The sequence below is a fragment of the Pseudomonas sp. SJZ080 genome (assembly GCF_007828295.1).
Lineage (GTDB): Bacteria > Pseudomonadota > Gammaproteobacteria > Pseudomonadales > Pseudomonadaceae > Aquipseudomonas > Aquipseudomonas migulae_A.
Genome location: NZ_VIUK01000003.1, coordinates 434,407 through 446,812 on the forward strand (window position 1 = coordinate 434,407; position 12,406 = coordinate 446,812).

General features: G+C 57.8%; 11 protein-coding genes and 2 tRNA genes. 1 reads left to right on the forward strand and 12 read right to left on the reverse strand.

The features are described 5' to 3' along the window. Positions 1-89 precede the first annotated feature (89 nt). From FBY04_RS06810 to rlmE, 8 genes are all read right to left on the reverse strand, one after another. Positions 90-166 (reverse strand) — tRNA-Met (locus tag FBY04_RS06810). A 96-nt stretch (positions 167-262) separates the two neighbouring features. After that, positions 263-348: transfer RNA gene (locus FBY04_RS06815), tRNA-Leu, on the reverse strand. Between the two features lie 22 nt (positions 349-370). Then, positions 371-754 carry a preprotein translocase subunit SecG gene (gene secG, locus FBY04_RS06820; RefSeq protein ID WP_017336473.1) on the reverse strand — a complete coding sequence of 128 codons (384 nt, stop codon included), beginning with the start codon at positions 752-754 and terminating at the stop codon, positions 371-373. Between the two features lie 4 nt (positions 755-758). After that, positions 759-1,514: a triose-phosphate isomerase gene (gene tpiA, locus FBY04_RS06825; RefSeq protein WP_145314835.1), complete on the reverse strand. Its 756-nt coding sequence runs from the start codon at positions 1,512-1,514 to the stop codon at positions 759-761. Positions 1,515-1,580: 66 nt separating this feature from the next. Continuing rightward, on the reverse strand, positions 1,581-2,918 hold the full coding sequence (gene glmM / locus FBY04_RS06830) for a phosphoglucosamine mutase (protein ID WP_145314836.1): 1,338 nt from the start codon (positions 2,916-2,918) through the stop codon (positions 1,581-1,583). A 16-nt stretch (positions 2,919-2,934) separates the two neighbouring features. Continuing rightward, entirely contained in the window at positions 2,935-3,786 is an 852-nt protein-coding gene (gene folP, locus FBY04_RS06835; RefSeq protein ID WP_084321846.1) for a dihydropteroate synthase, read from the reverse strand. Positions 3,787-3,794: 8 nt separating this feature from the next. Further along, complete coding sequence (gene ftsH / locus FBY04_RS06840; protein WP_084321845.1) at positions 3,795-5,705, reverse strand: ATP-dependent zinc metalloprotease FtsH; 1,911 nt, start codon at positions 5,703-5,705, stop codon at positions 3,795-3,797. A gap of 202 nt (positions 5,706-5,907) precedes the next feature. After that, entirely contained in the window at positions 5,908-6,537 is a 630-nt protein-coding gene (rlmE, locus tag FBY04_RS06845; protein ID WP_007900501.1) for a 23S rRNA (uridine(2552)-2'-O)-methyltransferase RlmE, read from the reverse strand. Between the two features lie 101 nt (positions 6,538-6,638). On the opposite strand from rlmE, the gene FBY04_RS06850 reads away from it, so the two are divergent. After that, complete coding sequence (locus tag FBY04_RS06850; RefSeq protein ID WP_017336468.1) at positions 6,639-6,947, forward strand: YhbY family RNA-binding protein; 309 nt, start codon at positions 6,639-6,641, stop codon at positions 6,945-6,947. A gap of 9 nt (positions 6,948-6,956) precedes the next feature. Here the strand turns inward: FBY04_RS06850 and FBY04_RS06855 are convergent, their stop codons facing one another. From FBY04_RS06855 to carA, 4 genes are all read right to left on the reverse strand, one after another. Further along, positions 6,957-7,361 (reverse strand): MFS transporter, encoded by a 405-nt coding sequence (locus tag FBY04_RS06855; RefSeq protein WP_145314837.1) that lies wholly within the window; start codon positions 7,359-7,361, stop codon positions 6,957-6,959. 28 nt (positions 7,362-7,389) lie between these two features. Continuing rightward, positions 7,390-7,866, reverse strand: coding sequence for a transcription elongation factor GreA (gene greA / locus FBY04_RS06860; protein WP_019651075.1), 477 nt, complete (start codon positions 7,864-7,866; stop codon positions 7,390-7,392). Next, a complete protein-coding gene (gene carB, locus FBY04_RS06865; protein WP_145314838.1) occupies positions 7,863-11,084 on the reverse strand; it encodes a carbamoyl-phosphate synthase large subunit in 3,222 nt (1,073 codons plus the stop codon). The genes greA and carB overlap by 4 nt, the downstream gene beginning before the upstream one ends. 115 nt (positions 11,085-11,199) lie before the next feature. Next, on the reverse strand, positions 11,200-12,336 hold the full coding sequence (carA, locus tag FBY04_RS06870) for a glutamine-hydrolyzing carbamoyl-phosphate synthase small subunit (RefSeq protein WP_084321842.1): 1,137 nt from the start codon (positions 12,334-12,336) through the stop codon (positions 11,200-11,202). Positions 12,337-12,406 lie beyond the last annotated feature (70 nt).

A 12,406-nucleotide genomic window follows, 5' to 3' on the forward strand; every position in this document is an offset into this window, starting at 1 on the left:
GGCGAAACGCCCATCCTTGAAACGCCGTCGAACAGCGGCGTAGAAAGTGTCCAGCTAACAAAAAGCCCCTTAAAAGGGGCTCCTTAAACTGGTTGCGGGGGCCGGATTTGAACCGACGACCTTCGGGTTATGAGCCCGACGAGCTACCAGACTGCTCCACCCCGCGACAAAGCTGGGGCGGAAGTATACGACCGATCCCTTACAGGGTCAATGTAACCTTCCACCTACAAGAAAGCCCGCAACAGCGGGCTCTCCTGATAATTGGTACCGAGAAGGGGACTCGAACCCCTACACCCTATGGGCACAACCACCTCAAGGTTGCGTGTCTACCAATTCCACCACCTCGGCAATACAACGTTTGAAACCCTTCTTACTTCTGCTCTTGAGCTGGAGGTACGTCAGTCGCTGGAGTAGCCGACTTTTGCTCTTGAAGCACCGGAACATCATCAGAAGCCGGTTGTTGCTTTGGAACTTCCAACACTGCCGGGTTTGGCAAACCTACTTGAGTCAGCTGGTGAGCCTTCTCTTTAGCAAAGTAACCTAACCCCAAGCTGGTTATGAAGAAACCGGCGGCAAGTATAGCAGTAAACTTACTAAGAAAGGTAGAGGAACCTTGGCTTCCGAACACAGTATTTGAAGCACCTGCTCCGAAAGACGCGCCAGCATCCGCACCTTTACCCTGCTGCAGCAATACCAGAGCGACTACGCCCAATGCACCCAGCAGATGAAAAACGACTACGACTGTTTCCAGCATTTTTTCAGTTTCCCGCGGCGCGAATAATCGCACCGAACTCATCTGCATTCAGGGAAGCTCCACCAATGAGCCCCCCATCGATATCCGGCATGCCGAACAGTTCGACCGCATTGGCCGCCTTCACGCTGCCGCCGTATAGAAGTCGCACACCTTGTGCAACTTCAGAATTCTCTGCCGCCAACTGAGCGCGAATGGCTGCATGCACATCCTGCGCCTGTTGCGGCGAAGCAGTCAGCCCGGTGCCAATGGCCCAGACCGGCTCGTAAGCGATTACTGCCTTTGCAAAAACACCGACACCCAGCTTCTCGATGACGCTGCCAAGCTGATGCCCGACAATTTCAAGAGTTTTACCGGCTTCACGCTGCTCGAGGGTTTCCCCTATGCACAACACGGGAATCAAGCCACATTCCTGTGCCGCTGCGAACTTGCGAATCAGTGTTTCATCATTCTCGCCGATGATCTGGCGGCGTTCGGAATGCCCGACAAGCACCAGGGAACAACCTTCATCAGCCAACTGACTCGGCGCAACTTCACCGGTCAATGCACCTTGCTTGGATTCCACCGCAGCGTTCTGCGCGCCGACCTTGATCGACTTGCCTTCCAGACCATCAATCACTTGATTGACATGCAAGAAAGACGGGAATACCGCTACATCAACACCGCTCGGCAAGGCCAAATCACGCAAGCCTTTGATCAGCTCAGCGACGCTGGCGCGGGTACCGTGCATCTTCCAGTTACCAGCTACCATAGGGCGACGCATGCTGTACCTCGTCGGTCAAAGTGGGCGCAGATGTTACCCAACACAATCATGGCTGGCAAGCCGAATTCAGGCAGAAACTTCAGTAACCAGTTTTGCCAGCTCTTCGGCGTAGCCGCGAACCTGTGTTTCGTCCTCGCCTTCGACCATAACTCGTACCAACGGCTCCGTACCGGACTTGCGCAACAGCACGCGCCCACGGCCCGCCATGGCTTTGGTCACGCGCTCGCTGGCCTCTTTGACCGACGGATGATCCAGCGGGCTCGCACCACCACCGAAACGTACATTGATCAACACCTGAGGACACTTGCGCAACGACTGACGGGCTTGAGCCAGCCCCTCGGAGCGCGTCTTCAACGCCATCAGCACCTGCAGCGCTGCAATGATCGCATCACCGGTGGTGGTGTGATTGAAGCAAACGATATGGCCCGAGTTCTCACCACCCACCAGCCATTTGCGTTCCAGCAGATCCGCGATCACGTAACGGTCACCGACGTTCGCACGTACAAAGGGAATCGACAGATCCGCGAGGGCCAGTTCCAGCCCGAGGTTACTCATCAATGTCCCGACCACGCCGCCTTTCAACAGGTCACGCTCATGCAGGTCGCGAGCAATGATGAACAGAAGTTCGTCACCATCGACGACGGCGCCTGTGTGATCGACCATCAGAACCCGATCGCCATCACCGTCGAAAGCAATCCCCAAGTCGGCGTGCTCAGCCAGCACGGCAGCCTGCAACTGCCCCATATGGGTGGAACCGCAGTTGTCATTGATATTGAGGCCGTTCGGCTGTGCAGAAAGCACGACAACGTCGGCCCCCAGCTCGCGGAACACGCTCGGCGCTACCTTGTAGGTCGCACCGTGAGCGCAATCGATCACGATCTTCAGACCCGAAAAGCTGGTACCGGTCGGCACGCTGCTCTTGCAAAACTCGATATAACGGCCCGAAGCATCATTGATTCGCGACACTTTGCCGATCTTGCTCGACTCCACAACGGTCATCGGAGTGTCGAGCAATTCTTCGATCATGTGCTCGACTTCATCAGGCAGCTTGGTGCCCTTTCCGGAGAAAAACTTGATGCCGTTGTCATCATGAGGATTGTGTGAAGCGCTGATCACGATTCCGGCTTCGGCATGGAAAGTACGCGTCAGATAAGCGATGGCAGGGGTCGGCATCGGGCCCAGGAGCATCACGTCGGCACCCGCCGAAGTCAGCCCGGCCTCGAGCGCCGATTCGAACATATACCCGGAGATCCGGGTGTCCTTACCCACCAGCACCTTGCAGGCGCCCATTTTGCGGAACGCCATACCTGCAGCCCAGCCAAGCTTGAGCATGAATTCAGGAGTAATCGGATATTCGCCGACCCGACCACGAATCCCGTCGGTACCAAAGTATTTCTTAGTCATAAGTACTCCATCATTCTTATTCGGCTGATTCCACTGCAGCGATCATTCGCACCACATCGACGGTTTCGGCCACATCATGGACGCGCAATATACGCGCACCCTTGAATGAAGCCAGCGCCGCGAGTGCCAAGCTGCCATGCAGTCGCTCTCCGACCGGGCGATTCAAGGCCTGACCTATCATGCTCTTGCGCGAAACCCCGACCAACAGAGGGCGCCCGAAGACATGCAGGGCTTCCATATGTTTGAACAAACTTAGATTGTGCTGCAAGTTTTTGGCGAAGCCGAAACCCGGGTCCAGAATGATCCGCTCAGCCGGAATTCCGACCAATGCACACTGCGCCATTCGCTCGGCGAGAAACTCGCCCACCTCTTTGGTCACGTCCTGATAATGCGGATCGTCCTGCATGTCGCCCGGCTCACCAAGCATATGCATCAGACAGACCGGTAAACCGGTGTCCGCCGCCGCGTCCAGTGCGCCTTCTCGGCGCAACGCGCGGACGTCATTGATCAAACCCGCCCCCAGCCGCGCAGTTTCGCGCATGACGGCTGGCGTAGAGGTATCGACCGAGATGATCACATCCAGCTCGCGATTGATGCGCTCAACGATCGGCGCTACACGCTCCAGCTCTTCGAGGGGCGAAACCGCCCTGGCACCGGGCCGGGTCGATTCGCCGCCGACATCAATCAGCGTCGCGCCAGCCAACACCATTGCCTCAGCGTGGCGCAAGGCCGCATCGAGCTGGCTGTATTGGCCGCCGTCGGAAAAGGAATCAGGAGTGACATTGAGAATGCCCATGACATGCGTCTGGGCCAAATCAAGAACCCGGTTGCCGCAAGGCAACCGGGTCGAGGACTGAACAAAAGTCATTTCAAACCTTAAACGTCAGCAGCCGGACCGCCGATCGGTGTTTCCGGACGCGGATCCTGCACTGCCGGAGGTGTTCCGGAAGAACCGGTGCCGCCCGACCAGTCGCGAGGTTCGCGAGGCGTACGACCCGCCATGATGTCGTCGATCTGATCAGCATCGATCGTTTCATACTTCATCAGGGCATCGGCCATGGCGTCGAGCTTGTCACGGTTATCCGTGAGGATCTGTTTGGCCGTGCCGTAGCACTGATCAATGATGCTGCGTACTTCGGAGTCGATCAGCTTGGCTGTCTCACCGGAGAAACTTGCACTCTGACCACCGCCGCCGCGACCGAGAAACACTTCGCCCTCTTCTTCGGCATACATCAACGGACCGAGTTTTTCCGAAAGACCCCACTTGGTCACCATGTTCCGCGCAATCTGGCTGGCACGCATGATGTCGTTGGAGGCACCGGTGGTCACACCGTCGAAGCCCAGGGTCATTTCTTCTGCGATACGGCCGCCGTACAGCGAGCAGATCTGGCTGATCAATGCACGCTTGGACAGGCTGTAACGATCTTCTTCCGGCAGGAACATGGTCACACCCAGCGCACGACCGCGCGGGATGATCGACACCTTGTAGACCGGATCATGCTCTGGCACGACGCGACCAACAATGGCATGGCCTGCTTCGTGATAAGCGGTGTTCTGCTTCTCTTTCTCGGACATGACCATGGATTTGCGCTCTGCGCCCATCATGATCTTGTCTTTGGCCAGCTCGAACTCTTTCATTTCAACGATGCGCTTGCCGGTACGGGCAGCGAACAACGACGCCTCGTTCACGAGGTTGGCCAGGTCAGCACCGGAGAAGCCAGGCGTACCACGAGCAATCACCGCCGGAGCAACGTCGTCGCCCATTGGCACTTTGCGCATGTGGACCTTGAGAATTTGCTCACGACCGCGGATATCCGGCAGACCGACCACGACCTGACGGTCGAAACGGCCCGGACGCAGCAACGCAGGGTCAAGTACGTCCGGACGGTTGGTTGCGGCAATGACGATGATGCCGTCATTCATTTCGAAGCCGTCCATCTCTACCAGCAACTGGTTGAGGGTCTGCTCACGCTCGTCATGACCACCGCCCATGCCGGCACCACGATGGCGACCGACGGCGTCGATTTCATCGATGAAAATGATGCATGGCGCGTGCTTCTTGGCCTGCTCGAACATGTCGCGAACACGACTGGCACCGACGCCGACGAACATTTCGACGAAATCGGAACCGGAAATGGTGAAGAACGGCACTTTGGCTTCGCCGGCAATCGCCTTGGCCAGCAAGGTTTTACCGGTACCCGGAGGACCGACCATCAGCACGCCACGGGGAATGCGACCACCCAGACGCTGGAACTTGCCCGGATCACGAAGGAATTCGACCAGTTCGCCGACTTCTTCCTTCGCTTCGTCGCAACCGGCAACGTCAGCCAGAGTGGTTTTCACCTGATCTTCGGAGAGCAGGCGCGCCTTGCTCTTGCCGAAGCTCATCGGCCCGCCCTTGCCTCCGGCGCCGCCCTGCATCTGGCGCATGAAGAACATGAACACGGCAATGATCACCAGGATCGGGAAGCTCGCGACCAGGAGTTGAGTCCAGATGCTTTGCTGCTCAGGTTGCTTGCCTTCGACTACCACGTGGTTGTCCACGAGGTCGCCGATCAGACCGTTGTCCTGGATAGCGGGACGGATGGTCTTGAAGCTGTCGCCATCGTTGCGCTTACCGGTAATCACATAGCCATCAACGGCTACGCGCTCGACCTTGCCATCCTTGACCTGCTGGATGAAGTCGGAATAGTTGAGGGTCTGCGGCTCGTTAGGGCTGGAGAAGTTGTTCATCACCGTCACCAGGACAGCCGCGATGATCAACCACAGGATCAGATTCTTTGCCATATCGTTCAATTAACTACCCTCTGAAGCAAGCTCCGCTAATGGCGCGCGCTTCGCATGATATTCACCGGCCTAACTTACTACATTACCTACGGCTCTGGCAGGCGCCGTCTGTAACCCTTTGTGAAACACTTTCTACACAATATTCGCTAATGCTCACGGGACGAAATACGAAAATCCTATCGACCCGCAAAAAAACCTCGATTTACTCACTACGGCCGCGGTAGCCCCAAGCCAGCATGTATTGCTCGCGGGAACTGCCACGGGACGAGTCCGGCTTGATCATCTGGACCTTGTCGAATTTCTGACGAGCGTCCTTCACATAAGCATCAAACCCTTCGCCCTGAAACACCTTGATCACGAAATTACCACCCGGCTTGAGTATCCGAGCCGCCAGATCAAGCGCCAGCTCACATAGAAACATGGCTTTTGGCATGTCCACCTCAGGCGTACCACTCATATTGGGGGCCATATCGGAAATCACAAGGTCCACCTGCGAATTACCCACGGCTTCAAGGATCTGAGCGAGCACTTCGTCCTGGGTGAAGTCACCCTGGATGAAAGTCACGTCCGGAATGCTGTCCATTTCCAGGATGTCCGAGGCGATCAGACGCCCCTGACCGCCGATCAGCCGACTAGTGACCTGCGACCAGCCGCCAGGCGCCGCCCCCAGGTCGACAACGCTCATACCCGGACGGATCAGTTTGTATTTCTCCTGGACCTCCAGAAGCTTGTAACTCGCACGCGAGCGGTAACCATCCTTCTGCGCCTGCTTCACATAGGGATCATTGACATGTCTTTTCAGCCAACCAAGGCTTGTCTTGGAACGCGCCATTGGGCACCTCGATGATAAGGGTCGTGATTAATTGGGCGGATCCACGAACCCTCGGGTAAAATGGCCGCCATTTTACAGAATCCAGACTAAAGGGTCAGATTATGCCGCTCACTCAAGAGCAGAAGAAACAGTACAAATCCATTGGCCACCATCTGAAACCAGTGTTGATTGTGGCTGACAACGGTTTGACTGAAGGTGTGTTAGCCGAACTTGAACGCGCTTTGGCGGATCACGAGCTGATTAAAATCAAGCTCAACATCCTCGATCGCGAATCGCGCCTGGCGTCCATTGCAGAGCTCTGCAAGGCCGGCAAAGCGGATCTGGTTCAGGTCATCGGCAAGATGGCACTGATTTACCGCAAGAACTTCAGCGTCAACAAGCAGCTGTCGAACGTCCATCGCTTCAAATGATGGCAAGGGTCAAGGGTGTGCTTCGCGCACCCTGCCACTCCATCCCGGCACGGGCTGCAACACCAGCACCAACCCGGAAAAACCCAGAACCAGATAACTGAACACCTGCCAACGCACCGCATCCGGCCAACCGACACGCACCGCGACATACATCGCGCACGCATACAGCGCCATCATCAGCAGTTGCCCACGAATATCGCGCCATAGACTGGCAAGGCCCTCGGCCTGAACCAGCACCAAAGCCTGAAAAATCACGCACGCTGCGGCGAACCCCACCATCAGCGAGTTCAGCATGCCTGCAATTTCGTCGATCAGCAGCGGCGCCAGGCCAATTCGGCCCAGCACCGGCAGCAGACCGATATGCAACAGCCACAGGCCACCGACCCACAACATCTGAGTCAGCTGCCAAAGCATCGCGCCCGCACGAAACGGGCGCCTGCGGTTAGATGTGGCGAACTTCGACAATCTCGTACTCGATAACGCCACCTGGCGTTTTCACGGCGACCACATCACCCTCTTCCTTGGCAATCAAGGCGCGGGCCAATGGCGAACCTACCGAAATCTTGCCGAGTTTGAAGTCAGCCTCATCCTCACCCACGATGTGGTAAGTGACGCGCTCATCCGTTTCGACGTTGGCGATTTCAACGGTGGTGCCGAAGATCACTTTGCCGGTGTGAGGAATGGTCGTGACGTCGATGATGACCTGATTCTGAATCCGGCCTTCGATGTCACGAATCCGCGCCTCGACCATACCTTGCTGCTCGCGGGCAGCGTGGTACTCGGCGTTTTCCTTCAAGTCACCCAACTCGCGGGCCGTACCGATGTCCTGACTGAGTTTCGGACGAACGACCTTGGTCAGATGAGCGTGTTCTTCTTCCAGGGCTTTAGCGCCCTTGACGGTCATTGGGTATTTGATCATGCCTTCAATCCTGCGTGTAGATCCTGCAAGCGGCGCACGGTCTTCTCGGGACCGAACTTCAGCGCTTCGCAGATAGCTTCGCCAGCAGCAATGGTGGTGGTGCAGTAGATCTTGTGCTGCAAGGCATTACGACGAATGGAGTAGGAATCAGCGATCGACTGACGACCTTCGGTGGTGTTGATGATCAGAGTGACTTCGTCATTCTTGATCATGTCGACCACGTGCGGACGCCCCTCGGTCACCTTGTTCACACGACGCACTTTCAGGCCTGCGGCTTCGATCAGCTTGGCAGTACCGGCAGTGGCGACCACTTCGAAGCCCAAGTTGATCAGATCACGGGCCACGCCTGCAACCAGTGGCTTGTCGTCGTCACGCACGCTGATGAACGCGGTACCGCCGGTCGGCAGCACTTCGCTGGCACCCATTTGAGCTTTGGCAAATGCTTCGCCGAAGGTGTCGCCCACGCCCATCACTTCACCGGTGGACTTCATCTCTGGGCCGAGGATAGGGTCCACGCCAGGGAATTTGGCGAATGGGAACACCGCCTCTTTCACGCTGTAGAAGTTCGGAATGATTTCCTTGGTGAAGCCGATTTCCTTCAGGGTTTTACCGGCCATGACGCGCGCTGCGATCATCGCCAGGGAAACACCGATGCACTTGGACACGAACGGCACGGTACGAGAAGCGCGCGGGTTGACTTCGATGACGTAGATGTCTTCGCCTTGCAGCGCCAACTGAACGTTCATCAGGCCGACCACGCCCAGTTCCAGGGCCATCTTCTTGACCTGTTCGCGCATCTCGTCCTGGATGTGGGCAGGCAGCGAGTACGGCGGCAGGGAGCACGCGGAGTCACCGGAGTGAACGCCAGCCTGCTCGATGTGCTGCATGATCGCGCCGATCACCACGTCGGTGCCGTCGCAGACCGCATCCACGTCCATTTCGATGGCGCAGTTGAGGAAGTGGTCGAGCAGCACCGGGCTGTCGTTGGACACTTTCACTGCGTCACGCAGGTAGCGCTTGAGCTCTTCTTCTTCGTAGACGATTTCCATCGCACGACCGCCCAGTACGTAGGACGGACGCACCACCAGCGGGTAACCGATCTTGGCAGCGGCACGAATCGCTTCGTCTTCGCTGCGCACGGTGGCGTTTGGCGGCTGACGCAGGTTCAGACGCTCAACCATCTGTTGGAAGCGCTCACGGTCTTCGGCACGGTCGATGGCGTCAGGGCTGGTGCCGATGATCGGCACGCCCGCTTCTTCCAGGGCGCGAGCCAGTTTCAGCGGGGTCTGGCCGCCGTACTGGACGATCACGCCTTTCGGCTTCTCGACCCGGCAGATTTCCAGCACGTCTTCCAGAGTCACTGGCTCGAAGTACAGGCGATCGGAGGTGTCGTAGTCGGTGGAAACGGTCTCCGGGTTGCAGTTGACCATGATGGTCTCGTAACCGTCTTCGCGCAGGGCCAGTGCCGCATGTACGCAGCAGTAGTCGAACTCGATGCCCTGGCCGATACGGTTTGGACCGCCGCCAAGGATAATGATCTTGTCGCGGCCCGACGGCGCTGCTTCGCACTCTTCCTCGTAAGTCGAGTACATGTAGGCGGTGTCGGTGGCGAACTCGGCCGCGCAGGTGTCAACGCGCTTGTAGACCGGGAAGATCTCCAGCTTGTGACGGTGGCGACGCAAAGCTTTTTCGGTCACGCCCAGCAGCTTGGCCAGACGCATGTCCGAGAAGCCTTTGCGCTTGAGCTTGAACATCAGGTCGCGGTCTATGCTGGTCAGACCCAGGGTCTTGACCTTCTCTTCTTCCTTGATCAGATCTTCGATCTGTACCAGGAACCACGGGTCGATCATGTTCATGCCGAAGATGTCTTCGACCGACAGTCCGGCGCGGAATGCGTCAGCCACGTACCAGATGCGCTCGGCGCCCGGCACGGTCAGTTCGCGCTTGAGGATGCTCATGCTTTCCGGATTGCTCAGATCGAGCTTCTCGTCGAGGCCGCAAACGCCAACTTCCAGACCGCGCAGGGCTTTCTGCAGGGATTCCTGGAAGGTCCGGCCGATGGCCATGACTTCACCGACCGACTTCATTTGAGTGGTCAGGCGTGCGTCGGCTTTCGGGAATTTCTCGAAGGCGAAACGCGGCAGCTTGGTGACGACGTAGTCGATCGACGGCTCGAACGACGCCGGAGTAGCGCCCCCGGTGATTTCGTTCTGCAGCTCGTCCAAGGTATAGCCGATCGCCAGCTTTGCAGCGATACGTGCAATCGGGAAACCGGTGGCTTTCGAAGCCAGAGCCGAGGAACGGGATACCCGCGGGTTCATCTCGATGACCACCATGCGACCAGTGTCCGGGCAGATGCCGAACTGGACGTTGGAACCACCGGTTTCCACGCCGATCTCGCGCAGTACCGCCAGGGAGGCGTTACGCATGATCTGGTATTCCTTGTCCGTCAGGGTCTGTGCCGGCGCAACAGTGATCGAGTCACCAGTGTGCACGCCCATCGGGTCAAAGTTTTCAATGGAGCAGACGATGATGCAGTTGTCCTTCTTATCGCGGACAACCTCCATCTCGTACTCTTTCCAGCCAATCAGGGATTCGTCGATCAGCAGTTCTTTGGTTGGCGAAAGATCCAGGCCACGGGCGCAGATTTCTTCGAACTCTTCACGGTTGTAAGCGATACCGCCACCTGTACCACCCATGGTGAAGGACGGACGGATGATGCACGGGAAGCCCAGCTTCTCGAGCACTGCGTTGGCTTCTTCCATGCTGTGGGCGATACCCGAACGCGGGCAATCCAGGCCGATGGACTTCATTGCCTTGTCGAAGCGCGAACGGTCTTCAGCCTTGTCGATGGTGTCGGCGTTGGCACCGATCATTTCTACGCCGAACTTCTCCAAGACGCCTTCGCGCTCCAGATCCAGGGCGCAGTTCAGGGCGGTCTGGCCACCCATGGTTGGCAGCAGCGCGTCCGGACGCTCTTTCTCGATGATCTTGGCAACGGTCTGCCATTTGATCGGTTCGATGTAGGTGGCGTCGGCCATGTCCGGGTCGGTCATGATGGTCGCTGGGTTGGAGTTCACCAGGATGACGCGGTAACCCTCTTCGCGCAGGGCTTTGCAGGCCTGGGCGCCGGAGTAGTCGAATTCGCAGGCCTGGCCGATAACGATCGGGCCAGCGCCGAGAATCAGGATGCTTTTAATGTCTGTACGTTTTGGCATGGGTTTGTCACTCAAATCCGCAGGTCAGTCGGCAAGCCGTCTTGTTCAATCTGTGAAGCCTGAGGGTCGCCGGTGTCGGGACCACCCTCAGGCTTTGCTGCATCAAAGCGAGCGATCAGCGTCGCTTGGCCATTTCGTTGATGAAGCGATCGAACAGTGGTGCTACGTCGTTCGGGCCAGGGCTGGCTTCAGGGTGACCCTGGAAGCTGAAGGCGCTCTTGTCGGTACGCTCGATACCTTGCAGGGTGCCGTCGAACAGCGATTTGTGAATCGCGCGAACGTTGGCTGGCAGGGTCGCTTCGTCTACCGCAAAACCGTGGTTCTGGCTGGTGATCATCACCACACCGCTGTCCAGATCCTGGACCGGGTGGTTGGCACCGTGGTGGCCGTGCCCCATTTTCAGGGTCTTGGCGCCGGAGGCCAGGGCCAGCAGTTGGTGACCGAGGCAGATACCGAAGACCGGAATCTCGGTTTCCAGCACATCCTTGATCGCCTGGATCGCGTAGTCGCAAGGCTCCGGATCGCCAGGGCCGTTGGACAGGAACACGCCGTCCGGTTTCATCGCCAGCACGTCAGCAGCAGGCGTTTGAGCCGGCACCACGGTCACGCGGCAACCGCGCTCGACCAGCATGCGCAGGATGTTCAGCTTGACGCCGTAGTCGTAGGCAACCACGTGGTACGGCAGCTCGGAGGCTTCGATAGTCGCGTGACTGTCGGTTTTCAAATCCCAGACAGTCGAACGCCACTCGTACTTCTCCGTGGTGCTGACGACTTTCGCCAGGTCCATGCCTTTGAGGCCAGGGAAACCCTGAGCGGCGGCGATGGCGGCTTCTTCGGAAATGTTGTCACCGGCCATGATGCAGCCGTTCTGCGCGCCTTTTTCACGCAGGATGCGCGTCAGGCGGCGGGTGTCGATACCGGCGATGGCCACAACGTTGTTGGCTTGCAGGTAGTCGGACAGGGACATCGTGTTACGCCAGTTGCTCGCAACCAGCGGCAGGTCGCGGATAACCAAGCCAGCCGACCAGACGCGGTCGGACTCGGCGTCTTCCGGCGTGGTGCCGGTGTTGCCGATGTGCGGGTAAGTCAGGGTAACGATCTGTTGGGCGTAGGAAGGATCGGTAAGGATTTCCTGATAGCCGGTCATTGCGGTGTTAAACACCACCTCACCAACGGTTTGACCGTCGGCTCCAATGGCTTCGCCGCGAAAAATGCTGCCATCAGCAAGGGCGAGTATGGCTGGCTTAGTCAAGAAGACCTCCCGTAAATAAAGCCTGAAAGGGCGATCGCAGGTTGTAAAAAAGCGGAGTGACGTATGGACA

Coding starts and splice junctions, on each gene's coding strand:
- secG (WP_017336473.1), bottom strand. CDS start 754: ATGCTGGAAACAGTCGTAGTCGTTTTTCATCTGCTGGGTGCATTGGGC.
- glmM (WP_145314836.1), bottom strand. CDS start 2,918: ATGACTAAGAAATACTTTGGTACCGACGGGATTCGTGGTCGGGTCGGC.
- FBY04_RS06850 (WP_017336468.1), top strand. CDS start 6,639: ATGCCGCTCACTCAAGAGCAGAAGAAACAGTACAAATCCATTGGCCAC.
- folP (WP_084321846.1), bottom strand. CDS start 3,786: ATGACTTTTGTTCAGTCCTCGACCCGGTTGCCTTGCGGCAACCGGGTT.
- rlmE (WP_007900501.1), bottom strand. CDS start 6,537: ATGGCGCGTTCCAAGACAAGCCTTGGTTGGCTGAAAAGACATGTCAAT.
- greA (WP_019651075.1), bottom strand. CDS start 7,866: ATGATCAAATACCCAATGACCGTCAAGGGCGCTAAAGCCCTGGAAGAA.
- FBY04_RS06855 (WP_145314837.1), bottom strand. CDS start 7,361: ATGCTTTGGCAGCTGACTCAGATGTTGTGGGTCGGTGGCCTGTGGCTG.
- carB (WP_145314838.1), bottom strand. CDS start 11,084: ATGCCAAAACGTACAGACATTAAAAGCATCCTGATTCTCGGCGCTGGC.
- ftsH (WP_084321845.1), bottom strand. CDS start 5,705: ATGGCAAAGAATCTGATCCTGTGGTTGATCATCGCGGCTGTCCTGGTG.
- tpiA (WP_145314835.1), bottom strand. CDS start 1,514: ATGCGTCGCCCTATGGTAGCTGGTAACTGGAAGATGCACGGTACCCGC.